The following is a 24,199-nucleotide window of genomic DNA, read 5'->3' as shown; positions in this document are numbered from 1 at the left end:
ACTACGGCGTGGTCGGCTCCAGGGTCGTCCGCGCCTTCGGCAGGACGTTGTCGATGTAGTCCTCGACGGCGGTGTCGAGCCCTATGTCGTGCTGCGCGCGCTCGGACAGGTACCAGCGGTGTTCCAGGAGTTCGTGGTAGATCTCGGCGGGGTCCATGGAACCGCGCAGCTCCGGTGGCACCGCCCGCACGGTCGGCCGGAACACGTCCCGCACCCAGCGGTGGGCGAGCACCTCGGGCCGGGCGGCGAGGGGGTCGCCGGGCGCGTAGTCGTCCTGGGTCGCCATCCAGCTCTCCAGGTCGTTCAGCAGCCGCCGTGCCTGGTTCTCCTCGGCGTCCAGGCCGGTCAGCCGCAGCAGCTGCCGCTGGTGGTGGCCCGCGTCGACGACCTTCGGCACGAAGGTGACCGTGTCGCCGTTCGGTGAGTGCTCGATCTGCATCTCGGCGACGTCGAAGCCCATGTCGTTCAGGCGGCGGATCCGGCGCTCGATGTAGTGGTACTTGCCCGCCGGGTACACCGAGGTGCGGGTCAGCTCCTGCCAGAGCCCCTGGTACCGGGTGCAGATCTCGTGCCCGAACGCGACCGGGTCGACGGACGGGTGCAGCGCGCCGGACGCCTCCAGGTCCAGCAGCTCGCCGCTGATGTTGACGCGGGCGAGGTCCAGGTCGTAGTCCCGCTGCCCGGAGCTGAGCCGCGGGTGCAGGTCGCCGGTCTCGGCGTCGACCAGGTAGGCCGCGTAGGCGCCCGCGTCCCGCCGGAACAGGGTGTTGGACAGCGAGCAGTCGCCCCAGGCGAAGCCGGCCAGGTGCAGGCGGACCAGCAGCACGGCGAGGGCGTCCATCAGCCGGTGCATGGTCGCCGGGCGCATGGTCGTCTCGAACATCGACCGGTACGGCATCGAGCCGCGCAGGTGCCGGGTGATCAGCACCGGCTCCAGCGGGGCGCCGGAGGGGTCGGTGCGGCCGGTGACCACGGCGAGCGGGTCGACGGCGGGGATGCCGAGCCGGTCCAGGTCGCGCAGCAGCTCGTACTCGCGCAGCGCGGGCCGTTCGGCCAGCTCCTTGACGGCGATCACCTCGTCCCCGGCGTGCGCGTAGCGCACCACGTGCCGGGAGATGCCGCGGGGGAGCGGCACGAGGTACTCCTCGGGCCACTCCTCCAGCGGGGTGTCCCAGGGCAGGGCGAGCAGGAGCGCGGGGTGCTCCGGGTTCGTGGCGCTGATCTGCAAGGCCATGGACGAACCCTAAGGCCCGGCACGGTGCTGGTGACAGCGGCCCGTCCCGGCAGGACCGCGCACGTGTCGGGCCCTGTCCGACGGCAAGCCCGCGCAGCCCGCATTCCACCGCAGGGAAGGGCGTGACCTCCGCCCCGGTCCGTACGGCGCGGAGGTCACGCGGACACCGTGGCCTCAGCGCTGTCGCACGAAGGCCCGGCCCCCATGGCCGTCGGCCGCGCAGGAACGCTTCTCCGCGGCCGTCATCTTGCGGGTCCGTATCACGACGACGTTGTTCTTGCCGTCCGTGCCGTTCTCCGCGGGGCCGGTGACGGTGTCCTGGAAGAACCAGTAGTAGTGGCCCCACTTGGGGCTGTCGTAATGCGTCTGCCACGTACCGGTGACCTGTTGCATGACCTGGGCCCGGGCGATCCACCCGACCTCACCGGGCTTGACCGTCATGTTCAGCGAGCTGCTCTCCGCGTGTGTGCTCGACCAGCTGTGGTTGTAACTCGCCGTCACACTCAGGTCGATGATGCCCGCGATCTTGCCGCCGGCGGTGACCGAGAGGCCGAGGGAGTCGGTGGTGCCCACCGTGTCGCTCCACGTCATGCCCTGGGAGGCGTCCGAGGTGCTGCAGTTGAACAGGGCGTCGGAGACCTGACGGAATCGTCCGAGGTAGGCCTCGCCCAGCTGCGGCGAGTTGAACGTGCACTTGCCTGCGCCCGACTCGCAGTCGGCCCTGAGTTCCTGACGGGTCGGCTGTTCCTCGGCGGCGGCGGGCACGGCTGCTGCCGCGGCGATGCCGCAGGCCGCAACCGATATGGCCAGCATCCGGCCACCGAACCGCTTGAGGCGGTTGGTCCTCATCTTGTCGTTCGCCTTTCACATGGGGGGAGTCGGTGAAGTCGCATGCCACACAAGGGACTTGTCGTGCCGCGTACGTCTCACCGCCTGTGCGGGAGACTTTCTCACACGTACCTGCTGTCACACCACGCACAGGCCACGTCCGCCTGGAAGAGTCCACCGTCGGTATCCGCGCCCTTGCCGTAGGCCTCCCGAGGCACTGCGCAACCACCGGGCCACCCGCCCGGCGCCGAACCCGTCGGTGTGCCGGCGCCGTTGCCGCGGTCCCGGCCGACGGCCAACCGCCCGATCGGGAAGTCGGTCCGGGCGACGTCGCCGACGTTCCATGAGCCCTTGGTCAATCGTCCGCGTCCGGTCTCGCCGGGATGCGCACCGACGCGTAGCGCAACCGTGTTACCGCCGGTACGGTCTGGCGCGAGTCACTCATTCTCCTGTCTGGGGGCGCGTATGTGTGCAGAAGTATCCGTTCCTGCCCGTCCGTTGCGAAGATTTCTCAGCGGAGTGGCCACCCTGACGACGGCAACCGCGCTGGCGCTTGCCCCGGCACCGTCTCACGCCACCTCCGGATTCGACGACACGACCCTGGACAGGGTCTCCGTCTCGGGCCTGCACAACGCCTTCGATCCCGGCAAGTCCAACCGGCTCACCAAAGGCCTCGACGAGGGTGCCCACCTGCTGGAGATCGACGTCTACAGCACCTACGGCGGCAGCGGCGGATGGGTCGTCAGCCACTCCGACCCGCTGTTCAACGAGAACAACTGCACGTACACCACCGGTACCGGCATCTTCAAGACCACGCATCGCAACGGCAGTCTGCGGACCTGCCTGGACAACCTCGGCGACTGGAGCGACAGCCACCCGGCCCACGACCCCGTCTACGTCAAACTCGAGCTCAAGTGGGGCTTTCGCAGCAAGGCGGACATGGGGCCGGCGGATCTCGACCGGCTCATCAGGAACCACATAGGGGCCGAGAACATCTTCAAACCCGCCGACATGGTGAACGACAGGTACCCGGACCTCGACACCGCGGCGAAGGCCGGGGCCTGGCCGACGTGGCGGGAGCTGCGCGGCAAGTTCCTCTTCTACCCGATCACCGGCACCATCGAGAACCGGCTGGCCGGCTACGACCTCGACAACCTCTCCACCGCCGAGGAGTACGCGCGGCACGTGCGCGACCTGGCGGCAGCCGGCAGGCTCGACCAGGCCGTGATGTGGCCCGACACGCATCCCGCGCCCGGCGGTGATCCCAGGACGGCCTACGATCCCTCGCTGCGCCCCTGGTTCGTGCTCTTCGACAACCAGGCCGCCAACTGGCTCGGCGGCTCGTACGACCTGTCCTGGTACTGCGCCAACCGCTACCTCACCGTCGCGACCGCGGCCGAGTCGGTCGCGCCGCCCCTGCATCCGACCGACCCGGACCCGGCGGCGGCCGTCGAACGAGTTCACCGCATCGCTCAGGAAGGCCGGGCCGCGGTGGTGACCTTCGACTGGATGAACGTGCCCGACGCCTTCACGGCCCAGGCCCGTGGATGCCCCTAGGCGTGCTGTCCGGGGAGGCGGGTGACGCGGCCGGCCGGTGGGTGGCCGCCGATGCCGGTGTGGGGTCGGTGGTGGTCAGTGACGCCCGTCGGGGAACGCTGCCCGTAGGTCCAGGCACTGTCGGTCACGACCCGTTCGACGGTGATCCGTGGGCGGCGTGTGTGGTCGTCCAGGGCGGTGCAGGTAGGCGCAGCCGGTCACGGTGTGGTTGCTGCGTCCTCGGGCACGGCCCCGGGCGCGGTGCCCGCCACCGCCGGGGATGCTGCCGAGCTTCTCGACGTGATGTGGACCAGTTCGCCGGGCCGTGAGCGCTCGAAGCGGCGGACCGGCTCGCCGGTGTCCTGGTCGGTGGCTGCCAGGGCGGGCAGGCCGGACCCTCAGGTCGCCCGTTCCCGGGCCTGTTCGGCCGCGGCCCGTACCGAGCCGCGGTGCACCGGCCCGTGTCCGGGCAGCAGGATGTCGCCGTCCAGCGCGGCGATCAAGTCCAGCGAGGCCACGACCCGGTCGCGCTCGTGGTGGAAGAAGTCGTGCAGGACCTGCGGGCCCTTGACGCGCGAGGTCGCGTGCCCGCTGACCAGGGCGTCGCCGGAGATGACGATGCCCGCCTCGGGGAGGTGGTAGACGCAGTGGCCGTCGGTGTGGCCGGGGGTGTGCACGGGCACGGGACGGCCGGGCAGGTCCAGCGGCCCCTCGTTCGGGAACGGCTCGGGCGCGGTGACAGGGTTGTGCCGGGTGCCGCCCACCTGGATCACGTGCCGCGCCCAGGAGACGACACCGGGCCGCCAGGCGTTGCGCACCACGTCGCCGATGGTGGCCTGCTGGAGGAAGTCCCGCCGGGCGTGGGGTACTTCGGCCGGGTGCAGATACACGGGGGTGCCGTATCGTGCCCGCAGGTACTCGGCCGAGCCCAGATGGTCGTTGTGCGCGTGGGTGATCAGGACGGCGGCGACCGCCTCCGGTGAACTGCCCACCTCAGCGAGGGACTCCAGGACTCCCTGGCGGTCTCCCGGATAGCCGGTGTCCACCAGGGTGACGGCGTCCCCGTCCTTCAGGATCACCCAGTTGACGTGGTGGCCGTGCACCAGATGGATGCCGTCGGCGACTTGGTGTACCTCTGCCCGCATGATCTCTCCGAGCCCGTCTGCGGCTGGTCGTAGGGGGACAGCCAACCAGATCCGCCCCGGCCCCGCGCAAGGGGACTCGCCCGGTCAGTGCACGCCGTGCGGCCGGAACTGGATGCTGATGCGCGGGCCCGTGGCCCGGCTGGTCTTCGGGACGCAGTGCTCCCAGGTGCGCTGGCAGGAACCGCCCATCACGATGAGGTCGCCGTGGCCGAGGGGCCGGCGCAGCGTGCCGCCGCCTCCGCCGGCCGGGCGCAGCAGCAGGTCGCGGGGGGCGCCCACGGAGAGGATCGCGACCATGGTGTCCTCGCGGGCACCCCGCCCGATCCGGTCCCCGTGCCAGGCCACGCTGTCCCGGCCGTCACGGTAGAAGCAGAGCCCGGCGGTGGTGAACGGCTCGCCCAGCTCCTCGGCGTAGTGCCGGGACAGGGCGGCGCGGGCCTCGTCCAGGACCGGGTGGGGGAGCCGGTCCCCGGCGCCGTAGAAGGCCAGCAGGCGGGGTACGGCCACCACGTTGTCGTACATCTTGCGGTGCTCCGCCCGCCACGGCACGTCCGCAGCCAGTTGTTCGAACAGTGCGTCGGCCCCGCTCAGCCAGCCGGGCAGGACGTCGATCCAGGCGCCGGCGCCCAGCTCGGTCCGGCGCAGCCCGTCGAGCGGGCCGAGCCGCAGCTCGTCGGTCTGGTCGAACAGGGAGCCCTGGAGGTGCGTGGCCATGAGGTCAGCGTACTCCTTAATCGAAAATGCGTTCCCATTCGATCAAGCTGGTGCCGCCGCCCCTCGGCGCGAGCCCCTTTCGATACATCGATGTATTGGATACATTCGCGTATCGAACGGGGAGCCCCAGGGCCGGCCCATGAGGGAAGACGCGAGGGAGGACGCGCCGATGGACGACACACCGAAACGCGTCACCCGGCGCCGGGCCCGCACCCGGGCCCGGCTGCTCGACGCCGCGTTCGCCGTGTTCGCGGCCAGGGGCTTCGGGCGGGTCTCCATCGAGGAGGTCTGCGAGGCCGCGGGCTTCAGCCGGGGCGCCTTCTACTCCAACTTCGCCACCCTGGACGAGCTGTTCTTCGCCCTCTACCAGGAACGCGCCGACCTCATCGCCGCCCAGGTGGCCGACGCGCTCGCCCAGGACGGGCCCGACCTGGACGTGCCCGCCTCCGTGGACCGGGTCACCGAGGTGCTGCTGCTCGACGTCGACTGGCTGCTGGTCAAGACCGACTTCCTGGTGCACGCCGCCCGTGACCCGGCCGTCGCCCGGGCCCTCCTCGACCACCGCGCCCGGCTCCGGCAGGCCATCGCCGACCGGCTCGCGCGCGCCCGGGGCCACACCGAACTGCCCGCCGTGCTCGGCGACGCCGACGGCGCCGCCCGCGCGGTGGTCGCGGCCTACGACGGCGTGACCACCCAGCTGCTGCTGGACCGGGACGTCGACGCGGCCCGCAGCTGGCTGGGGCAACTGCTCACCGCGCTGCTGACCGAGAGCAGCGGTACCCCCGCATGAGTCGAACACGGAAGGACACGGACGCCATGGCCGCCAAGGACGCGGACGTCATCGTCGTCGGAGCGGGCCTCGCCGGCCTGGTCGCGGCGCACGAACTCACCAGCCGGGGCCGCCGGGTCGCCCTGGTCGACCAGGAGAACGCCGCCAACCTCGGCGGCCAGGCGTTCTGGTCCTTCGGCGGGCTCTTCCTCGTCGACTCGCCCGAGCAGCGCCGCCTCGGCATCAAGGACTCCCTCGACCTCGCCTGGAGCGACTGGCAGGGCAGCGCCCGGTTCGACCGACTCGCCGACGAGGACTCCTGGGCTGTGCGCTGGGCCCGCGCCTATGTCGAGTTCGCGGCCGGCGAGAAGCGCTCCTGGCTCCAGGGGCACGGCATCGAACTGCTGCCCACCGTCGGCTGGGCCGAGCGCGGCGACCTGCGCGCCGACGGACACGGCAACTCCGTGCCCCGCTTCCACATCGCCTGGGGCACCGGCACCGGGGTGGTCGAGCCCTTCGTGCGCCACGCCCGGCAGGCCGCCCGGGACGGGCTGCTCACCTTCCACCACCGCCACCGGGTCGACGAGCTGGTCATCGAGGACGGCACGGCACGCGGTGTACGCGGCACCGTCCTCGCCCCCGACGACTCCCCGCGCGGTGTGGCCTCCAACCGCGACCGCGTCGGCGACTTCGAACTCACCGCCCAGGCCGTCATCGTCACCACCGGCGGCATCGGCGCCGACCACGACATCGTCCGCCGCTACTGGCCCGAGCGGCTCGGCACGCCCCCCGCCGAGATGGTGACCGGCGTCCCGGCCTACGTCGACGGCCGCATGCTCGACATCAGCGCCGAGGCCGGCGTCCGGCTCGTGAACCGCGACCGCATGTGGCACTACACCGAGGGCCTGCAGAACTGGGACCCGATATGGCCCGGCCACGGCATCCGCATCCTGCCCGGCCCGTCGTCCATCTGGCTCGACGCCCTCGGCCGCCGGCTGCCCGACCCCTGCCTGCCCGGCTACGACACCCTCGGCACGCTCAAGTACCTGCGTACCACCGAGGACATCGCCGGCCACGACCACTCCTGGTTCATCCTCACCCGGAAGATCATCGAGAAGGAGTTCGCGCTCTCCGGCTCCGAGCAGAACCCCGACATCACCGCCAAGGACCGCAAGGCCGTGCTGCGCGACCGGCTCCTCGGCAAGGGCGCGCCCGCGCCCGTCCAGGCCTTCCTCGACAAGGGCGCCGACTTCGTCACCGCGGGCACCCTGGAGCAGCTCGTCGACAGGATGAACGCCCTCACCGGCAAGCCGCTGCTGGACGCGGCCGAGGTGCGCCGCCAGATCGAGGCCCGCGACCTGCAGATCGCCAACCCCTACAGCAAGGACGCCCAGATCCAGGGCATCCGCAACGCCCGCCGCTACATCGGCGACCGGCTCGGCCGGGTCGCCGCCCCGCACCGCATCCTGGACCCGGCCGCGGGCCCGCTCATCGGGGTCCGGATGCACGTGCTGACCCGCAAGACCCTCGGCGGCATCCAGACCGACCTGGACTCCCGCGCCCTCGGCACCGACGGCACACCGATCGAGGGGCTGTACGCGGCCGGCGAGGTGGCCGGATTCGGCGGCGGCGGCGTGCACGGCTACAACGCCCTGGAGGGCACCTTCCTCGGCGGCTGCCTCTTCTCCGGCCGCGCCGCGGGCCGGCACGCGGCGCGGCACACCGGCTGACCTCAGCCCTGCAGCAGCTCCGCGAGGACGTGCGCGTGGCTCTCCTCGGTCTTCTTGGACGCCGTCAGGAGGGTCACCGTGCCCGTGCGGGCCGACTCCCTGAGCCGGTCCAGCAGTTCGGTGGCCTCCGGGGCGCCGAGTTCCTCCTCGTAGCGGCTCCTGAACTCCTCGTACGAGCCACCGCCGTGATACCACTTGCGCAGCCCGGCGGACGGGGTCAGGTCCTTCGGCCACTCGTCCACCCGCGCCTCGTCCTTGGCGAGGCCGCGCGGCCACAGCCGGTCGACCAGCACGCGCAGGCCGTCGTCGGGCTCGGGCGGTTCGTAGATCCGGCGCACACGCACGCTCACGGTCGGGGCCCCTCTCGGGTCGCGGACGGTGCCGCGAGCGTACTGCGCCGCCCGTCGGCCATCCGGCGGCGACGCGGCACGACTTGACCGGAACAAGGGGGAAACGGGGACCGCCCGGCGCCTAGTCTGACGGCCAGTCGATCACCGCCCACCCCCGAGGAGCGCACGTGACGCCACCGAGCAGACAGCCCGCCCGCCGCCGTACCGCCGTTCTCGCCACCGTGCCCGTCACCGTGGCGGCCCTCCTCGGCACCACCGGACCCACGGCTGCCGGTACCACCGGCGCACCCGGCGCGGGCGACCCGTACTTCCCGCTCAGCGGCAACGGCGGCTACGACGTCCGCCACTACGACCTGACACTCGGTTACGACCCCGGCTCCCGCCGCCTGGACGCCACAGCGGTCCTCACCGCACGCGCCACCCGGAAGCTCACCCGGTTCGACCTCGACCTGAAGGGCCTGAAGGTCACCGCCGTCACCGTCGACCGCACCGCGGCGGCCTTCCGGCGCGACGGCCAGGAGCTCGTCGTCAGCCCGCGCCACGCCCTGCGCGAGGGGCAGGAGTTCCGCGTCACGGTCGCCTACCACGGCACCCCGAAGCCGGTCACCGACCCCGACGGCTCGGCCGACGGCTGGATCACCACCGACGACGGTGCGTTCGTCGCGGGCGAGCCGCAGGGCGCGATGACCTGGTTCCCGGCCAACGGCCATCCCAAGGACAAGGCGTCGTACGACTTCACCATCACCGTGCCCCAGGGCCGTACTGCCGTCGCCAACGGGGTCCTGCTCGGGCAGCGCACCGCGCACCGGAAGACCACCTTCCGCTGGCGCGAGACCCAGCCCATGGCCGCCTACCTGGCCACCGCCACCATCGGGAAGTTCCACGTCGAGCGGTACACCACCCGCGACGGCATCCAGGTGTACAACGCCGTGGACGCCCGCGAGGCGCGCGCCGCCGCGCCCGTCCTGAAGAAGCTGCCCGCCGTACTCGCCTGGGAGAGCAAGCTGTTCGGGCCGTACCCGTTCCGGTCCGCAGGCTCGATCGTCGACCACGCCCCGGACGTCGGCTACGCCCTGGAGACCCAGACCCGGCCGCTCTACGACTCCGCACCCGACCTCGACACCCTCGTCCACGAGAGCGCCCACCAGTGGTTCGGTGACTCCGTCACCCTCACCGCCTGGAAGGACATCTGGCTCAACGAGGGCTTCGCCACCTACGCCGAGTGGCTCTACAGCGAGCAGCACGGCGGCCGCAGCGCCCAGCGGGCCTTCGACGCCCTCTACGCCCGGCCCGCCGGCGACGGCCTGTGGGCCTACCCGCCCGGCGACCCCGGCAGCGGCGCCCACATCTTCGGCACGCCCGTCTACGCCCGCGGCGCCATGGCCCTGCACGCACTGCGCCGGGCCGTCGGCGACCGGGACTTCCTCCGGATCCTGCGCGCCTGGACCACCGCGCACCGCGGCGGGCACGCGACCACCGCACAGTTCGTCAGGCTTGCCGAGAAGACCTCGGGGAAGCAGGTGGACAGGCTGCTGCGCACCTGGCTCTACACGCAAGGCAAGCCGAACAGACCCTGAACTCCGGCCGGTTCGACACCGGGCGGTGCCGGTACTGACCAGTTCCAAACAACCGTCCCGCACGATCGGCTCATGATCCAACGCAGAACCGCCTTCGCCCTCCTCGCCTCCCCGCTGCTGCTCACCGGCTGCGGCGGCGGAGCCGAGGCGACCGAGCGCCGGACCCGGGCCCGCGGCCCGGCGCCGGCGCCCACCCCCGAGACATCCACCCGGCCGGCACCGAGGGGCATACCCGGGCTCGGGCCCCAGCGGACCGCGGCGATACCCGAGCGCTGTGCGCAGGCCGTCGTCGTCACCGGGCGGGGCCGCAACTCCCCGCGCTGCACGGTCGTCCTGCACCAGCGCACCGACACCGGTTGGCAGGCCGGCCCCGCCTGGCCCGCCCACAACGCGCTGCACGGCTGGAGCGCCCACCACATGGCCGGCGACCTGCGCTCCCCGCTCGGCGTCTACACCCTCTCCGACGCCGGCGGCCTGCTCCCGGACCCCGGCAGCAAGCTGCCGTACCACCACTCCGGCGGATTCCACTCGCCCGGCACCGGCTTCGAGGGCGAGCCGCTGGAAGGATCCTTCGACTACGTCGTCGCCATCGACTACAACCGCAGGCCGGGCACCTCGCCGCTGGACTGGACGCGTCCCCTCGGCCCGGGGCGCGGCGGGGGAGTGTGGCTGCACGTCGACCACGGCGGGCCCACCCACGGCTGCGTCAGCGTCGCCAAGGCGCACATGAAGGAGCTGCTGCGCACCCTCGACCCCGGCCGGCACCCGGTCGTCGTCATGGGCGACGCCGACTGGCTCGCGCAGTGAGCCCCGTAGGATCCGAACTCGTGTGCGCACATGTGCTGGTCGCCGAGGACGACGAGAAACAGGCCGAACTGATCCGCCGCTCCCTGCTGGCCGAGGGCCACACCGCCACGGTGGTGCACGACGGCGCGGCAGCGCTGGACGCCGCCCGCCGCCTGCGCCCCGACCTCCTCGTCCTGGACCTGATGCTGCCCGTCCTCGACGGTTTCGGCGTGTGCCGGGCGCTGCGCGGCGGCACCGAGCAGCCGGACCTCCCGGTGGTGATGCTCACCGCCCGCTCCGGCGAGGACGACCTGCTGCTCGGCCTCGACGCCGGCGCCGACGACTACCTGACCAAGCCGTACAGCCCGCGCGAACTGATGGCCCGTATCCGTACGGTCCTCAGACGCAGCGGGCGGGGCATCGGCGCCCGGGGCGAGGATCCCGTCGTACGGGCCGCCGGGATCAGCGTGGACCCGGTACGGCACGAGGTGCGCTGCGACGGCGCACCCGTGGAGTGCACACCGGCCGAGTTCCAGATCCTGCTGGCCATGGCGGGCGAACCGGAACGGGTGTTCACCCGGCGCCAGCTGCTGCAGTGCACCCGCGGCTTCGACCGAGCCTCCACCGAGCGGGCCGTCGACGTGCACATCATGAACCTGCGCCGCAAGATCGAGCCCGACCCGCGCCGCCCGGTCCGGCTGCTGACCGTGTTCGGCGTCGGCTACAAACTGACCGGTACCCGCGCGTGAGCCGCCGTGGGCCCCGGGCCGACCGCGCGAAGGACGCGGAAGCGGCCGGGCGGCGCCGCCCCGCAGCCGGCCGGCGGGCGAACGGGAAGCGGCGGATCCCGTTGCGCAAGCGGCTGGTCGTCCGGCTGCTGTTCGTCTCCGCGCTGATCGCCGTCTGCTCGGTCGCGGCGACGGCCTGGCTCGCGGTGACCACCACGACCAGCGCCCTGAAGGAGGAGCAGGGCCAGGACCTCGCCGCCGACAACCGCATCCTCGCCCAGCTCAGCGGTTACGCCGCCACCCACGCCGACTGGACGGGGGTCCGGCACACCCTGCGGGAGCTGGCCGGCCGCACCGGGCGCCGGATCGCGCTCACCACGCCCGACCGCACCCTGGTCGCCGACTCCGCGCCCCGCGGCACTCCGCTGCCGCCCCGGCCCGCCGCCACCGTCGACCCGCTGCGCACCGACACCTACACCGAGTCCGGCACCCAGCTGAGCGGCATCGACCCGCGCGTGGTGGGCCCGTACCGGCTCCCGGCGAAGGAACGCGCCCGGCTGGACGCGCTGGCCACGAAGCGCGAGCGGTGCTACGAGCGCTACGGACTGCAGGCCACCGTCGTACGGACCGCGAGCGGGCGGCCCGTGGTCACCACCGCGGACGCCGGCCCCGCCGACTACGGGGCCACGGTGTGCGAGGACGGACGGCTCAACACGCCCACCCCGACCGAGCAGAAGGCCCTGGACGCCCTGTCCGACCTGGCCCGGCCCTGCCTGCACCAGGCCGGCGTGGACCTCGGCGGACGGCTGTTCCTCACCTTCGACCCCAGCGGCAAGGACCCCTTCGGCGGCGGCTACCTGGTCGCCAAGTACGTCAAGCTCGGCACCGGCGAGGCCGCGCGGTCGGCCCAGGCGTGCCTGCGGACCGCCCGCCGCACCCAGCTGGAACCCTATGTCGCCCCGGTGGCCGAGCTGTTCCTCGGCATCGGCGACCAGAGCCCGGCCCGCTTCGACATGTCACCGGCCAACAAGGCCAAGGTGGTCGGCGTGGCCGGCCTCGTCCTCGCCGTCACCGTCGCCGTGACCGCCGTCGTCGCCGTCCGGCTGGTACGGCCGCTGCGCGCGCTCACCCTGGCCGCGCAGCAGCCGCCCGAACTGCATGTACGGGTGCCGGTGACCACCCGCGACGAGACGGGCATCCTCGCCGAGGCGTTCAACGGCCTGACCGAGCGGCGCGAACGCCTGGAGGCGCAGCGCAAGGCCATGGTCAGCGACATCGCGCACGAGCTGCGCAGTCCGCTCACCAACATCCGGGGCTGGCTGGAGGTCGTCCGGGACGGGGTCGTCGACCCGGACCCGGCGCTGCTGGACTCGCTGCACGAGGAGGCCCTGGTCCTCCAGCGGATCATCGACGACCTGCAGGACCTCGCCGCGGCCGACGCCGGCACCCTGCGCCTGCACCGCGAGCCGCTGCGCTCCGGCGACCTGCTCGACCAGGTCGCCGCCGCCCACCGGGTCGCCGCCGACGCGGCCGGGGTCGCCCTGCGCACCCGGACCGACGCCGCCGTCTGGCTGGACGCCGACCCGGTGCGGATGCGGCAGGCCGTCGGGAACCTGGTGTCCAACGCGCTGCGGCACACCCCCGCCGGCGGCACCGTCACGCTCGCCGGCCGCCGGGACGGGGCCGACGTCGTGCTCACCGTGACCGACACCGGCGCGGGCATCGCGCCCGAGGACCTGCCGCACGTCTTCGAGCGGTTCTGGCGCGCGGAGAAGTCCCGCAGCCGCCGCACCGGCGGCAGCGGGCTGGGCCTGCCGATCGTCCGCCACCTGGTCGCCGCCCACGGCGGCACGGCGGAGGTGGCGAGCGAGCCGGGGGCGGGCGCGGTGTTCACCCTGCGGCTGCCCGCGGTGCCGCCGCCCGGCGACGAGCCCTGAGAGCGGAGGCCCGTGATCCGATTTCCGGCGCGCGCCGGGGGTACTCCGGTCGCGCGACGCGCAGCACAGGGAGGTCATGCCATGAGCGCACCGGAGAACCTGCCGGTCATGACCACGCTCACCGAGGTGGCCCGCCTGGTGGAACAGCACCGCGGCCTGTACGTGCGCTGGTCGAAAGGGCCCGGGGTCGACCTCGACGACGTCTCCAGCACCGACGAACTGACCGGTGTCCCCATGCCAGGGCTGTCCGCGAACCCGCTCGACGTGGAGGACTGGTGGCAGGACCGGTCGGTCGAGCTGTGGGTGGCACGCCGCCTGTACGACTACGCGCACCTGCCGCACGACAAGGGCCCCGGCGTCCGTCCCTGGGTCCTGACGGGCCGGGAGACGGGCCGGGGCCCCGACAACGAGCCGCTCGTGGCCGATGTCGATCCGCTGTGCTGGATCGCCGACGAGGTGATCGGCGCGGCCAGGGACGAGGTGGCCCGGCAGGAGCGGGAGTGGGGGACCCTGCGCCGCGGCGGACGCTGAGCCCCCCGGTGCCGGTCAGCCGGAGCGCGGCCGGGAGCGGGCGCGGCGCCTGAGCGCCCGGCGCTCCAGCTCCGTCGTACCGCCCCAGATGCCGATACTCTGCGCCGTGTCCAGTGCCCAGTCCAAGCACTGCTCCCGTACCGGGCAGCGCCCGCACACCACCTTCGCCTGCTGGGTCTGCACCTGCGCCGGCCCGGTGGTGCCGATCGGGAAGAAGAGGTCGGGGTCCTCGTGGCGGCACGCGGCATGGTCGCGCCAGTTGTCCATCGGAGTCTCCTGGTTCGGATCGAAGTCGTCCGTGCCTGTCGAATGCGTTCCGCATGCGGTCTGTGCATTCGGGTGACCGGTCGGGGCGCGGTGAAACAGCGCAACCGGCGGGGATCGGGAAAGGGAGCGCGGGACCGGTCACCCCGGGGCGGGGCCGTATCCGGTCAACAGGCCGGGAAGCGGGGCGCGAAGAGCACCGGAGCATCCGACCGGGCACCGGTGGCGGGCAGTTCGGGCGAGCCGGCCTGCCCACCCGGCGACCACCGGGCCACCGCGCGACCACGGTACTCCGCCACCGCCCGCCGGGCGCCCACCCGGTGAAAGGCTGCCGGGCGCCGGATGCCGCGGGAGCCCGTACGCCCGGGCACGGACGCCGGTCCTCGCGGCGCCTCTCAGTCGCGCAGCGCCCGCGCAGCCGTTGCGGTGACCGCGTCGGCCAGGGCCGCCAGCGCGGGGGAGTCGAGCCTCCACTGCTGCCAGTGGAGGGTGACGTCCATCCATGCGCCGGGGTCGAGCACGACCAGCCGCCCCTGCCCGAGCAGCGGTCCGGCCTGCACCTCCGGGACCATGCCCCAGCCGAGCCCGGCGGCGACCGCGTCGAGGAAGCCCTCCGAGGTGGGCACATGGTGCCGGAACGGGCTCGCGGCGCCCAGGCCGAGCCGGCGGGCGAAGCCGTCCTGGAAGTCGTCCTTGCGGTCGAAGGCCACCACGGGCGCCCGGGACAGCGCCTCCGGCAGGGGCCGGCCCGCCAGGTGGGCCGCGGCGAACCCGGGAGCGGCCGCCGGCAGGTAGCGCATCCGGCCGAGCGGACGGACGGTGCAGCCGGGCACCGGGTCGGGCGAGGAGGTCACGGCCGCCATCACCAGGCCCTCGCGCAGCAGCGCCGCCGTGTGGTCCTCGTCCTCCCGGTGGAGCTCGAAGCAGAGGTCCGGCACCAGGGACAGGGCCGGCAGGAACCAGGTCGCGAGCGAGTCCGCGTTGACCGCGACCGAGACCCGCGTCGGCTCCCCGGTGCCGCTCAGCCCCAGCTCGCCCCAGGCGTCCCGCTCCAGCCGGGCGAGCTGCCGGGCGAACCGCACCAGGACGGCGCCGGACTCCGTGGGCCGTACCGGCTTGGTGCGCTGGAGCAGCACCCGGCCGGTGCGCTGTTCGAGGGCCTTGACCCGCTGGCTGACCGCCGACGGCGTCACGTGCAGCGTGGCGGCGGCCGCGTCGAAGGTGCCCTCGTCCACCACGGCCAGCAACGTCCGCACCTGTTCCAGAGGCAGCTCCGACATCACAGCAGCTAATCCTACGTAAAAATCTTTAGCTGTACTTGTGACCAGCGCTTTTCTAGCGTCGACGGCATGAACCACGCCCTGACCGCCGCGGCTGCCGGATTCGGCACCGGCCTCTCCCTGATCGTCGCCATCGGCGCGCAGAACGCCTTCGTCCTCCGGCAGGGGGTGCGGCGGGACGCCGTTCTCGCCGTGGTCGGCATCTGCGCCCTGTCCGACGCCCTGCTCATCGCACTCGGTGTCGGTGGGGTCGGCGCGGTGGTGGTGGCCTGGCCGGGCGCGCTGCGGGCGGTCGGGGTCGTGGGCGGTGCCTTCCTGCTCGCCTACGGCGTTCTGGCCGCCCGCCGGGTGCTCGGACCCGGCACCGGGCTGCGCGCGGAGGGCGAGGCGGCCGGCTCGCGCCGCCGGGCGGTGCTCACCTGCCTGGCCCTGACCTGGCTGAACCCGCACGTCTACCTGGACACCGTGTTCCTGCTCGGCTCCCTGGCCGCCGACCGGGGACCGCTGCGCTGGACCTTCGGACTCGGCGCCGCACTCGCCAGCCTGTGCTGGTTCGCCGCCCTCGGCTTCGGCGCCCGGCTGCTCGGCCGGTTCCTTGGCCGGCCGGGTGCCTGGCGGGTACTGGACGGCCTGGTCGCCGTCACCATGCTGGGCCTCGGCGCGACTCTGGTCGCCGGGGCCTGAGCAGAATTCGTTCGGCGCGGGGGGAAGTTCCTGGAATAGTCAGGCTCCCGAAGCGAAAAGGTGTAACGAGCAACCAGGACATCCGTGGACACGAGTGAGAGCAGCAGCACCGGGACCGGCCGGGCCGGGGAGCGGACGCCGCCCGACGCGCCGACGGCGCAGGAACCGCCCCGGCGCGGCTGGCGCCGCTGGGCGATGGACACCCGGCCGCTGCGCATCCCCGCCTACCGGCGCCTGTGGTCGTCGACCATCGTCACCGCCGTCGGCAGCCAGCTCACCGCCGTCGCCGTACCCAAGCAGATCTACGACATCACCCACTCCTCGGCCTGGGTCGGCTACGCCAGCCTCGCGGGCCTGCTGCCGATGGTGGCCTTCGCGCTGTGGGGCGGTGCGGTCGCCGACACCGTCGACCGCCGCAAGCTGCTGCTGCTGACCAACAGCGGTATCGCCGTGACCTCGCTGCTGTTCTGGGCCCAAGCCGTCACCGGGCTGGAGTCCGTCGCCGTGCTCATGGTGCTGCTCGCGCTCCAGCAGGCCTTCTTCGGTCTCAACTCCCCGGCCCGCAACGCCTCCGTCGCCCGCCTGGTCCCCGCGCGGCAGCTGGCGGCCGCCAACGCGCTCGGCTCGACGGTGATGCAGACCGGCCTGGTGGCCGGCCCGCTGCTCGCCGGTGCGCTGATCCCGGTCATCGGGCTGCCCGAGCTGTATCTGATCGACGCGCTGGCGCTGTGCGTCACCGTGTGGGCCGTCGTCCGGCTGCCCGCCCTGCCGCCGCTGGGCGAGGCCGCCCGCCGTGCCGGCGTGCGCGAGATAGCCGCCGGGTTCCGGTACATCTCCCGGCACAAGGTGCTGCTGCTGTCCTTCCTCGCCGACATCGTCGCCATGGTGTTCGGCATGCCCCGCGCCCTGTTCCCGCAGCTGGCCGCGCAGACGTACGGCTCCTACGGCGAGGGGCTCGCGCTCGGTGTGCTGTTCGCCGGCATCCCGGTCGGCGCGGTGCTCGGCGGGCTGTTCTCCGGCGTGTTCTCGCGGGCCCGCCGGCACGGCTGGATGGTGATCGGGGCGGTCGTCGGCTGGGGGGTGGCCGTCGCCGGGTTCGGGCTGAGCGGGAACCTCTGGGTCGCCGTGGCCTTCCTCGCCGCGGCCGGCGTCGCCGACATGGTCTCCATGGTGTTCCGCGGGGCCATCCTGCTGTCGGCCGCGACCGACGACATGCGCGGGCGGATGCAGGGGGTGTTCACGGTGGTCGTCGCGGGCGGGCCGCGCCTGGCGGACGTACTGCACGGCACCGCGGGCTCGGCGTTCGGCCCGCGGGCCGCGGTCGCGGGCGGCGGCGCCCTGGTGGTCGTGATGATGCTGGCCCTGGCCGGCGCCGTCCCGGCGCTGCGCCGCTACCGGATCTGACGGCCTAGAGCGGGCCGCTGCGCCGCCGCATCGTGTACTGCTCCATCAGCTTTCCGCGGGTCGCCTCCAGCCGGCCGGCGAGGACCTCGGCCACCGTGCGGACCAGCGAGAGCCCGAGCAGTGGATCCTCCACGCACAGTCCGAGCACCGACGGCCCGTCGAACTCGTAGGCCCGTACGTCGGTGAAGGCCACGGCGCCGAAGTCCCACTGGTACGGAGGGAACAGCCAGGACCAGCCGAGCAGGTCGCCCGCGCCGAGCGAGGCCACGGTCACCCGCTGCCGGGAGGTCACCTGCTGGTCCAGGTGGACCGCGCCGGAGCGGATCACCCAGAACCGGTCGGCGGTGCCGCCCGCCTCGAAGATCCGGGTGTCCTCCCGGAAGGAGACCTCCTTGGCCAGCTCCATCAGGCGCTCGCGCTGCGCCTGGGGGAGGGCGGTGAGCAGTTTGATCGCTTTGGTCATGGCGCGGGGCTCCTCGCCGGCGGCGGTGTGCGGTAAGGGTGGGGTGTTCCATCCCATTTCAGCCGTTTCGAGCGCCCCGAGCACCTCGAAGGAAGCGGACACCCGCCTGCGTGTCGCGTTTCGGGCAGCAAAAAGCCCTGGCTGGACGGGGGAGGCCAGCCAGGGCCGTATGCGGTGACGTCAGGAGGGGGGAAGGACGGTTCCGCGCCGCTCCGCATCACGTATGGATGAACAGTAAACCATTTCCCGTACTTTTGGGTAACCGGAAACGGGTCAGGTGACCTGCTTCACTCCCTCCACCCGCGCCGGGTTCTCGCCCGGGCGGACGATCTCCTCCAGCACCTGGAGCACCACCTCGAACGCCCTGGCCCGGTCCGTCGCCTCCCGCGCGCCCTCCGGATCCGTCGCCGTCAGGCTCCTGGCACGCTCCCGCCAGGCCCGTTCCTCCTCGGCCGCGCGCTCCCGGCCCCGCCGGATCCGCCGCAACAACTCGTCCGCGTCCACCACATCGGTCATGCCGGGCGGGTACCCGCTCGCTCCGCCGTGATGACACCGGCACCGACTGTGTTTGACAGTGCCCTCAAGGGTCAGTCGAAAGAGGAGGGAACCTTGCAATCCGGGCACCATAAGGGGAGGAAGGGATGCTCGACAACCACCGGACCAGCTCCACCGCCGTCCTGCCGGAGGCTTGCCGCCGGGTGCCGTGCCGGCCCGCCGAGGCCCGCAGAACGGTCGAGCGGGTCATGACCGAGCGGTGCCGGGCCCGCGCCCTGCCGTGCCCGCCCGAGACCGTGGCGGACGCCCTCCTGGTGACCTCGGAACTGACCACCAACGCCCTGCTGCACGGCGGCGGCATCACCGGCTTCGACGTCGACGTCGACTCCGGCGGTGTCCGCGTCTCCGTGAGTGACCGCAGCGACGAACTCCCCGTGACCGCCCACCTGGGCGACGAGCACGGCTCCGCCCGGTCCGGCGGCCGCGGCTGGCCCATCGTGTGCCGGCTGGCCCAGGACGTCCGGGTGGCCGAGCTGCCCCGCGGCGGCAAGTGCATCACGGCCGTCGTACCGCTGCACTGATGCGGTTGTCGTACCGCCGCACCAAAGCGGTTTCCGAAGTTCCGCTCAGCGGCGTTTGCCCGTGGGGTCGAGGGGCAGACGGAATCTCGTGCTTCGGACCGGAGGCGCGCGCCCAGCGGGGAGACGACCGCTGTCTGGGCCGCTTCCGGCGGCCCAGGCGGCACCCCGCGGCGAAAACCCTGACACCACCGTTCGGGCCGGGATCCGGAACCGCTGTTCCGGCCGTGCCCTGAAACCACGTTCAGGAGCGATTCCGCATGCTGACCGACATGTCGACAAGCCGTCCCGGCACGACCGCCACCACCGCCGGCGGCGCCGCGACCCCCAACCGGCGGAACCATGACGACGCCCCCGACACCGCGGAGCTGTTCGCCCGGCTGGCTGAACTGGACGACGGTCCTGAGCGGGACGCCGTACGCGACGAACTCGTCACCGCCTGGCTGCCCATGGCCCACCGGATCGCCGGCCGGTTCCGCGACCGCGGAGAGTCCGTCGAGGATCTGCGCCAGGTGGCCGCGCTCGGGCTGGTGAAGGCCATCGACCGGTTCGACCCCTCGCGGGGAGCCTTCGAGAGCTATGCCGTGCCGACCATCACCGGGGAGGTCAAGCGGCACTTCCGCGACCGGATGTGGGCCCTGAGGGTGCCGCGCCGGGTGCAGGAACTGCGCAACCGGGTGCGGGTGGCCCGCCGCGAGCTCACCCAGAACCCCGGCAGCCCCGAACCCACCGTCGCCGACATCGCCGCCCACACCGGACTCACCGAGGAGGAGGTGGGCGCCGGCATGGAGGCGCTGGAGAGCTTCAGCACCCTCTCACTGGACGCCGAGCTGTCCGCCGGCGACGACGGCTACAGCCTCGCCGACACCCTCGGTGAGGCCGACACCTCCTACGACGTCGTGGTCGACCGCGAGGCCGCCAAGGAAGGGCTGCGCCGGCTGCCCGAACGTGAGCGGGCCATCCTTTACATGCGCTTCTTCGAGGACATGACGCAGAGCCGCATCGCCGACCGGCTCGGCATCTCCCAGATGCACGTCTCCCGGCTGATCAGCCGCAGCTGCGCCCGGGTGCGCGACGAGGTGCTCGGGGGCCACCGCCCCGGCGGCACCGACCGGCGGTGAGTGGTCAGCTCCTCGGCTGCGCCGGGCCGCCGGCGACGCCCAGTGGCCGGGCGAGGCCCGAGACGGCCTCGTCCAGCCGCTGCAGATGGCGCAGCACCCGGTCGGTGACCCGGCCGTAGCGTGGGGTGCGCGGGGTGCCCGGCTCCAGCATCGATGCGATGCTGGGGCCGGTTTCCATCTCCGCGGTCGACCGCGGGTCGGAGACGTGCGCGGCGATCGCCTCGATGTTGTGCACGATCCGCGCGCACGCCCCGCGCAGCCGCGGATCCGCCGCGATCGCCGGATGCGTCGGCAGGAGCTCGGCCGTGGCCGCGAGGGAACGCCCGTGGTACGCGCAGGTCTCCAGCAGCGCCACCACGTACCGGGCCGTGTTCCGGCGCGTGCGCAGCGGTGTGATCGGATGGGTCAGCGGCTGGGTGGCCGCGCGCAGATCGGCCAGCGCCTGGTCCAGCTCGCGCGCCTGCTCCACCAGATCGCCGCCCGTCCCGCCGCTGAGCTGGTCGACGGCGCCCCGCGTCACCTCGGCGAGCCGGTCCAGGACCGACACGAGCAGGTCGTTGGTACGGCGGTCGGTGTGGATCGGCAGCACCACCGCCGCCGCGATCACCCCGCAGGCCGCGCCGAGCGCCGTCTCCTCGATCCGCAGCACCAGCACCGACATGCTGTAGGTGTTCAGCAGGGTGTAGAGCAGCCCCAGCATGGCCGTCACGAAGAACGACATCAGCGTGTACGACAGGGGCGCGGTGTAGAACATCGCGAAGATGAACAGCAGCATCAGCGCGAACGCCGTCCACGTGTGCTGCCCGACCAGCGCGGCGAGCCCGATGCCGGCCACCACGCCCAGCACCGTGCCGAGCAGCCGCCGGTAGCCCTTCACCAGGATCTCGCCGGTGGACGCCGTGTTGAGGAACACGATCCAGCAGGTCAGCACCGCCCAGTACCAGCGCTGGCTGGACAGCAGCTCGCCCCCCGCGATGGCCAGCGAGGAACCGACCGCCACCTGGAGGGCGGCTCGGGTGGTGGGCCGCTGCAGACCGGCCGGCTGCGGCTCCTCCGGCTCGTTCTCCTCGCTGCTCTCGATGGCGGCGTCCTCGGCTTCCAGCTCCTCGCGCGAACGGGCGGTCGCCGGGGTGTCGTCGGATTCGTCCTGCGGCCCGTCCAGGGCCATCCGCAGGCCCAGCGCGGCCCGGGCGGCCTCGCCGAGGCCCCGGAAGACGTCCTGCACGGCCGGGGAGGCCGGGGGCAGGTTCTCCTCCTCGCGGTAACCGAGCAGCCGGTTGCGCACCTGGGCGAGCGCGGTCCCCGAGGCCTCCCCGGCCGGCCGCAGCATCAGCAGCCGCAGCGCCTGCAGGTCCCGGCGCAGCGCGGCCGACGCCTCGTCCCGCACCGGCAGCTCGCCGCCGGAGGGCAGCGGGGCGCCCGGCAGATGCAGGGTGAGGGTGTCGGTCCGCCGGGCGCTGCGCGCGGTGAGCAGCAGCAGGCCGAGCCGCTCCGCGGCGATCTCGGCGTCCGCGATCCGGCGCTGGAGCAGCCTGGCCACCGCCGGGTCCGAGGTGCCGTCCTCCAGCCGCCCCTGGATCAGCAGCGCCGTCTCGTGCAGCCGGGCGGTGCCGGTGCGCAGGTCCTCCAGCAGCTTCTCCGCCTCGTCGGGACCGGCGTCCAGCAACTCGGCCTGCGTGGCGATCAGCTGGGCGAGCCGGGCGCGGAAGGCCCGCCGCAGCCGGTCCAGCGTGCCCGCCGGGGTCTGCGGCAGCAGCACGAACCGGGCGGCGGCGCTGCACCCGAACGCCACGCAGATGACGCCGTACAGCGGGAGCAGCGCGGATGCGGTCGCACCCACGAACAGCGACAGGAAGTAGACCTGGAAGCCGATCAGCCCCAGCGCCGTGCCGCGGTCGCCGAACCGGCGGCCGTAGACGGCGCAGAAGATCAGGACGACGAAGAACAGGTCGCCGGCGACCACGCGTTGGTTGAGCAGCGCGCCCAGCGACACCGAGGCCAGGGCCACGGGCAGACCCAGCGCGAGCGTGACGGCCTGCGGGCCGCGCTGCTTCTCCCGGATGGCGAAGGTGGCGACCATCGCCGCCATGGCCCCGGCGACCAGTTGGGACACCGGGACGCGGAGTGCGGCGAGGACCGCGAGGGTGAGGGCGATGGCGGTGACCGTGCGCAGTCCCGCGGTGAGCCGGAGCAGCCCGGGGTCCGACGCCGCGAGCCGGTCCCACATCCGCACCCGCCCCGACCGTGCCGCTGCCCTCACGCCGCCGTGCTCTCTCCCGTGCCGGAAATCGATCTCCGACCCAGCATCGCACGTGGGACTGGACTACCGGCCCTCGGCCAGGGTGGCGGCCACCAGCGCGTTCGCGTGCCCGTGGCCCAGCCCGTGCGCGGACTTCAGCCAGGCGACGAGTTCCATGTGCTTCGTCAGCGGCGAGGAGCGGATCAGCTCCTGCCACTCGCCGACGGGGCGGCCGTAGGCCTTCTCGATCGACGGGAAGTAGCTCGCCGGGCCCTTCACGGCCTTCTCGGTCATACCGGGTGTCCCTCCGTGTGACGTGTTGCGATCACAGGAGAAGACCGCCGACCCGATGCGGAATGATCGGCGGTCCCTCGTGATCTGCGTCACCTCACGGTTGGTCGACGCCCGTGCCCTCCACCCGGGCCCGCACCTGTTCCGGTGTCAGGTACGAGTCGGTGTACTCGAAGTCCTTCAGCCGGGCGGGCTTGCGGGCCTGGAACCCGGTGCGGACGAAGTCGTTGCCGGCGACCGCGTTCAGCAGCCAGTTGGTCATCACCCGGGTCTTGGCGACGTTGGTGCGCAGCGCCGACCAGTGGTAGCCGCGGGCCACCGCCTGCGCGGGCAGCCCGCGCAGCTCGATGCCCAGCGGCTTGGACACCGCGTCCTTGCCGCCGAGGTCGACGACGAGCCCCAGGTCCTTGTGCACGTACGGCTGCAACGGCTGACCCCGCAGCGCCGCGATGACGTTGTCGCCGGCCTTCCTGCCCTGCCGCATGGCGTGCTGCGCGGTGGGCGGGCAGACCGCGCCGTCGCCCTTGGCCAGGTCCGGTACGGCCGCCGAGTCGCCGAGCGCGAACACCCCGTCGTGGCCCGGCAGGCACATCTCCGCGGTGACCGCCAGCCGGCCCTTGACCGTCTCGGCGCCGAGCGTGGCCATGAGCGGGCTCGCGACCACACCGGCCGTCCAGATCAGGGTGTGCGTGGGCACCACCCGGCCGTCGGTGAAGGTGACCTCCTCCGGACCGGCCTTGTCGATGGAGACACCGAGCGAGACCTCGATGCCGCGGCGCTTGAGGATCTCCTGCGCGCTGCGGCCGAGCTTGTCGCCCAGCTCCGGCATGAGCTTGGGCGCGATGTCGATCAGGTGCCACTTGATCAGGCCCGGGTCCAGCCGGGGATAGCGCTGCACGGCCGCGTGCGTCAGCCGCTGCAGGCAGGCCGCGGTCTCGGTGCCCGCGTAGCCGCCGCCGACCACCACGAACTGCAGCCGTGCGGCCCGCTCGGCGGGGTCGTCGCTGGCGTCCGCCAGGTCGAGCTGCGAGATGACGTGGTCGCGGATGTAGGCGGCCTCGGCGAGGGTCTTCATCCCGAAGGCGTGCTCGGTCAGGCCCGGGATGTCGAAGGTGCGGGTCACGCTGCCCGGCGCCAGCACGATGTAGTCGTAGGGCTCGTTGACGATCTTGTCGGTGATGGTGCGGACGACGCACACCTTCGCCTTCAGATCCACACCGATCGCACCGCCCGGGATGATCCGGGTGCGGTACTTCTTGCTGCGGCGCAGCGACAGGGCGATCGACTGCGGCGTCAGCACGCCGGAGGCGACCTGGGGCAGCAGTGGCAGATAGAGCTGGTAGGAGAACGGCGTCACCAGCGTGACGTCGGCCTCGTCCGGGGCGAGCTTCCGCTCCAGGCGGCGGACGCACTCGACTCCGGCGAAGCCTGCGCCAACCACCAGGATCCTGGGTCGTGTCACGGTGTCCATCCCTTTCTGCGGCTCCGGGCGGTCCGACTCGAACGCCGTTCGTA

General features: G+C 72.8%; 24 protein-coding genes and 1 pseudogene. 12 read left to right on the top strand and 13 right to left on the bottom strand.

All coding sequences use genetic code 11. The annotated features are described in order from the left end of the window. Window position 1 precedes the first annotated feature (1 nt). Both S1361_RS03105 and S1361_RS03100 read right to left on the bottom strand, forming a co-directional pair. On the bottom strand, window positions 2–1,234 hold the full coding sequence (locus S1361_RS03105) for a DUF4032 domain-containing protein (RefSeq protein ID WP_208030307.1): 1,233 nt from the start codon (window positions 1,232–1,234) through the stop codon (window positions 2–4). 174 nt (window positions 1,235–1,408) lie between these two features. After that, window positions 1,409–2,083 carry a hypothetical protein gene (locus S1361_RS03100; RefSeq protein WP_208030306.1) on the bottom strand — a complete coding sequence of 225 codons (675 nt, stop codon included), beginning with the start codon at window positions 2,081–2,083 and terminating at the stop codon, window positions 1,409–1,411. Window positions 2,084–2,581: 498 nt separating this feature from the next. Here S1361_RS03100 and S1361_RS03095 point away from each other — a divergent pair, with 498 nt between their 5' ends. Further along, window positions 2,582–3,619: a Ca2+-dependent phosphoinositide-specific phospholipase C gene (locus tag S1361_RS03095; RefSeq protein WP_208030305.1), complete on the top strand. Its 1,038-nt coding sequence runs from the start codon at window positions 2,582–2,584 to the stop codon at window positions 3,617–3,619. Here S1361_RS03095 and S1361_RS38900 read toward each other — a convergent pair. From S1361_RS38900 to S1361_RS03085, 3 genes and pseudogenes are all read right to left on the bottom strand, one after another. After that, window positions 3,616–3,990: pseudogene (locus S1361_RS38900) on the bottom strand (hypothetical protein); the annotation flags it as partial. The gene S1361_RS03095 and the pseudogene S1361_RS38900 overlap by 4 nt on opposite strands. A gap of 6 nt (window positions 3,991–3,996) precedes the next feature. Beyond that, window positions 3,997–4,743 (bottom strand): MBL fold metallo-hydrolase, encoded by a 747-nt coding sequence (locus tag S1361_RS03090; protein ID WP_208030304.1) that lies wholly within the window; start codon window positions 4,741–4,743, stop codon window positions 3,997–3,999. 84 nt (window positions 4,744–4,827) lie between these two features. After that, the gene (locus tag S1361_RS03085) at window positions 4,828–5,457 is read right to left on the bottom strand and encodes an alpha-ketoglutarate-dependent dioxygenase AlkB (protein ID WP_208030303.1); all 630 of its coding nucleotides are present in this window, start codon (window positions 5,455–5,457) and stop codon (window positions 4,828–4,830) included. A gap of 169 nt (window positions 5,458–5,626) precedes the next feature. Between S1361_RS03085 and S1361_RS03080 the strand changes: the two genes are divergently transcribed. After that, window positions 5,627–6,247 (top strand): TetR/AcrR family transcriptional regulator, encoded by a 621-nt coding sequence (locus S1361_RS03080; RefSeq protein WP_208030302.1) that lies wholly within the window; start codon window positions 5,627–5,629, stop codon window positions 6,245–6,247. Then, window positions 6,244–7,956, top strand: coding sequence for an FAD-binding dehydrogenase (locus S1361_RS03075; protein WP_243769053.1), 1,713 nt, complete (start codon window positions 6,244–6,246; stop codon window positions 7,954–7,956). The genes S1361_RS03080 and S1361_RS03075 overlap by 4 nt, the downstream gene beginning before the upstream one ends. A 2-nt stretch (window positions 7,957–7,958) precedes the next feature. Here the strand turns inward: S1361_RS03075 and S1361_RS03070 are convergent, their stop codons facing one another. Next, complete coding sequence (locus S1361_RS03070) at window positions 7,959–8,306, bottom strand: DUF488 domain-containing protein (RefSeq protein WP_208030301.1); 348 nt, start codon at window positions 8,304–8,306, stop codon at window positions 7,959–7,961. Window positions 8,307–8,473: 167 nt separating this feature from the next. On the opposite strand from S1361_RS03070, the gene S1361_RS03065 reads away from it, so the two are divergent. The 5 genes from S1361_RS03065 (at window position 8,474) to S1361_RS03045 (ending at window position 13,865) form a co-directional block, all read left to right on the top strand. After that, entirely contained in the window at window positions 8,474–9,883 is a 1,410-nt protein-coding gene (locus S1361_RS03065) for a M1 family metallopeptidase (protein WP_208030300.1), read from the top strand. 72 nt (window positions 9,884–9,955) lie between these two features. Next, window positions 9,956–10,690 (top strand): L,D-transpeptidase family protein, encoded by a 735-nt coding sequence (locus S1361_RS03060; RefSeq protein ID WP_208030299.1) that lies wholly within the window; start codon window positions 9,956–9,958, stop codon window positions 10,688–10,690. A gap of 20 nt (window positions 10,691–10,710) precedes the next feature. After that, on the top strand, window positions 10,711–11,418 hold the full coding sequence (locus tag S1361_RS03055; protein ID WP_208030298.1) for a response regulator transcription factor: 708 nt from the start codon (window positions 10,711–10,713) through the stop codon (window positions 11,416–11,418). Window positions 11,419–11,513: 95 nt separating this feature from the next. Next, window positions 11,514–13,334: a sensor histidine kinase gene (locus S1361_RS03050; RefSeq protein ID WP_243769489.1), complete on the top strand. Its 1,821-nt coding sequence runs from the start codon at window positions 11,514–11,516 to the stop codon at window positions 13,332–13,334. Between the two features lie 81 nt (window positions 13,335–13,415). Continuing rightward, on the top strand, window positions 13,416–13,865 hold the full coding sequence (locus S1361_RS03045) for a DUF6098 family protein (RefSeq protein WP_208030296.1): 450 nt from the start codon (window positions 13,416–13,418) through the stop codon (window positions 13,863–13,865). A 15-nt stretch (window positions 13,866–13,880) separates the two neighbouring features. Here S1361_RS03045 and S1361_RS03040 read toward each other — a convergent pair whose 3' ends face one another. Then, window positions 13,881–14,132, bottom strand: a complete 252-nt coding sequence (locus S1361_RS03040) for a WhiB family transcriptional regulator (RefSeq protein WP_208030295.1) — start codon at window positions 14,130–14,132, stop codon at window positions 13,881–13,883. Between the two features lie 392 nt (window positions 14,133–14,524). After that, window positions 14,525–15,412 (bottom strand): LysR family transcriptional regulator ArgP, encoded by an 888-nt coding sequence (locus S1361_RS03035; protein WP_208030294.1) that lies wholly within the window; start codon window positions 15,410–15,412, stop codon window positions 14,525–14,527. A 66-nt stretch (window positions 15,413–15,478) separates the two neighbouring features. On the opposite strand from S1361_RS03035, the gene S1361_RS03030 reads away from it, so the two are divergent. Continuing rightward, window positions 15,479–16,093 (top strand): LysE/ArgO family amino acid transporter, encoded by a 615-nt coding sequence (locus tag S1361_RS03030; RefSeq protein ID WP_208030293.1) that lies wholly within the window; start codon window positions 15,479–15,481, stop codon window positions 16,091–16,093. Window positions 16,094–16,177: 84 nt separating this feature from the next. After that, a complete protein-coding gene (locus S1361_RS03025) occupies window positions 16,178–17,497 on the top strand; it encodes an MFS transporter (protein ID WP_208030292.1) in 1,320 nt (439 codons plus the stop codon). 4 nt (window positions 17,498–17,501) lie between these two features. Here S1361_RS03025 and S1361_RS03020 read toward each other — a convergent pair whose 3' ends face one another. Both S1361_RS03020 and S1361_RS03015 read right to left on the bottom strand, forming a co-directional pair. Continuing rightward, the gene (locus S1361_RS03020) at window positions 17,502–17,960 is read right to left on the bottom strand and encodes a cyclic nucleotide-binding domain-containing protein (RefSeq protein ID WP_208030291.1); all 459 of its coding nucleotides are present in this window, start codon (window positions 17,958–17,960) and stop codon (window positions 17,502–17,504) included. 273 nt (window positions 17,961–18,233) lie between these two features. Continuing rightward, window positions 18,234–18,476: a hypothetical protein gene (locus S1361_RS03015; RefSeq protein ID WP_208030290.1), complete on the bottom strand. Its 243-nt coding sequence runs from the start codon at window positions 18,474–18,476 to the stop codon at window positions 18,234–18,236. Window positions 18,477–18,601: 125 nt separating this feature from the next. Between S1361_RS03015 and S1361_RS03010 the strand changes: the two genes are divergently transcribed. Further along, entirely contained in the window at window positions 18,602–19,036 is a 435-nt protein-coding gene (locus S1361_RS03010) for an ATP-binding protein (protein WP_208030289.1), read from the top strand. A 257-nt stretch (window positions 19,037–19,293) separates the two neighbouring features. Continuing rightward, the gene (locus tag S1361_RS03005) at window positions 19,294–20,154 is read left to right on the top strand and encodes a SigB/SigF/SigG family RNA polymerase sigma factor (protein ID WP_208030288.1); all 861 of its coding nucleotides are present in this window, start codon (window positions 19,294–19,296) and stop codon (window positions 20,152–20,154) included. Window positions 20,155–20,158: 4 nt separating this feature from the next. Here S1361_RS03005 and S1361_RS03000 read toward each other — a convergent pair whose 3' ends face one another. The 3 genes from S1361_RS03000 to S1361_RS02990 all read right to left on the bottom strand — a co-directional run bounded on the left by S1361_RS03000 (window position 20,159) and on the right by S1361_RS02990 (window position 24,155). Further along, window positions 20,159–22,381, bottom strand: coding sequence for an FUSC family protein (locus tag S1361_RS03000; RefSeq protein ID WP_208036417.1), 2,223 nt, complete (start codon window positions 22,379–22,381; stop codon window positions 20,159–20,161). Window positions 22,382–22,477: 96 nt separating this feature from the next. Next, window positions 22,478–22,687 (bottom strand): DUF4287 domain-containing protein, encoded by a 210-nt coding sequence (locus S1361_RS02995; RefSeq protein ID WP_208030287.1) that lies wholly within the window; start codon window positions 22,685–22,687, stop codon window positions 22,478–22,480. Between the two features lie 94 nt (window positions 22,688–22,781). Further along, window positions 22,782–24,155: an NAD(P)/FAD-dependent oxidoreductase gene (locus tag S1361_RS02990; protein WP_208030286.1), complete on the bottom strand. Its 1,374-nt coding sequence runs from the start codon at window positions 24,153–24,155 to the stop codon at window positions 22,782–22,784. Window positions 24,156–24,199 lie beyond the last annotated feature (44 nt).

This window comes from Streptomyces cyanogenus, assembly GCF_017526105.1.
GTDB classification, from domain to species: Bacteria; Actinomycetota; Actinomycetes; order Streptomycetales; family Streptomycetaceae; genus Streptomyces; species Streptomyces cyanogenus.
The sequence above is the reverse complement of the archived record's forward strand: the minus strand, read 5'-3'. Positions and strand labels throughout refer to the sequence as shown.

Bases quoted from the DNA above. Each gene is read 5' to 3' on its own strand.
- S1361_RS03105 (WP_208030307.1), bottom strand. From the start codon at position 1,234: ATGGCCTTGCAGATCAGCGCCACGAACCCGGAGCACCCCGCGCTCCTG.
- S1361_RS03100 (WP_208030306.1), bottom strand. From the start codon at position 2,083: ATGAGGACCAACCGCCTCAAGCGGTTCGGTGGCCGGATGCTGGCCATA.
- S1361_RS03090 (WP_208030304.1), bottom strand. From the start codon at position 4,743: ATGCGGGCAGAGGTACACCAAGTCGCCGACGGCATCCATCTGGTGCAC.
- S1361_RS03085 (WP_208030303.1), bottom strand. From the start codon at position 5,457: ATGGCCACGCACCTCCAGGGCTCCCTGTTCGACCAGACCGACGAGCTG.
- S1361_RS03080 (WP_208030302.1), top strand. From the start codon at position 5,627: ATGGACGACACACCGAAACGCGTCACCCGGCGCCGGGCCCGCACCCGG.
- S1361_RS03075 (WP_243769053.1), top strand. From the start codon at position 6,244: ATGAGTCGAACACGGAAGGACACGGACGCCATGGCCGCCAAGGACGCG.
- S1361_RS03060 (WP_208030299.1), top strand. From the start codon at position 9,956: ATGATCCAACGCAGAACCGCCTTCGCCCTCCTCGCCTCCCCGCTGCTG.
- S1361_RS03045 (WP_208030296.1), top strand. From the start codon at position 13,416: ATGAGCGCACCGGAGAACCTGCCGGTCATGACCACGCTCACCGAGGTG.
- S1361_RS03040 (WP_208030295.1), bottom strand. From the start codon at position 14,132: ATGGACAACTGGCGCGACCATGCCGCGTGCCGCCACGAGGACCCCGAC.
- S1361_RS03030 (WP_208030293.1), top strand. From the start codon at position 15,479: ATGAACCACGCCCTGACCGCCGCGGCTGCCGGATTCGGCACCGGCCTC.
- S1361_RS03020 (WP_208030291.1), bottom strand. From the start codon at position 17,960: ATGACCAAAGCGATCAAACTGCTCACCGCCCTCCCCCAGGCGCAGCGC.
- S1361_RS03015 (WP_208030290.1), bottom strand. From the start codon at position 18,476: ATGACCGATGTGGTGGACGCGGACGAGTTGTTGCGGCGGATCCGGCGG.
- S1361_RS03010 (WP_208030289.1), top strand. From the start codon at position 18,602: ATGCTCGACAACCACCGGACCAGCTCCACCGCCGTCCTGCCGGAGGCT.
- S1361_RS03005 (WP_208030288.1), top strand. From the start codon at position 19,294: ATGCTGACCGACATGTCGACAAGCCGTCCCGGCACGACCGCCACCACC.
- S1361_RS03000 (WP_208036417.1), bottom strand. From the start codon at position 22,381: ATGTGGGACCGGCTCGCGGCGTCGGACCCCGGGCTGCTCCGGCTCACC.
- S1361_RS02995 (WP_208030287.1), bottom strand. From the start codon at position 22,687: ATGACCGAGAAGGCCGTGAAGGGCCCGGCGAGCTACTTCCCGTCGATC.
- S1361_RS02990 (WP_208030286.1), bottom strand. From the start codon at position 24,155: ATGGACACCGTGACACGACCCAGGATCCTGGTGGTTGGCGCAGGCTTC.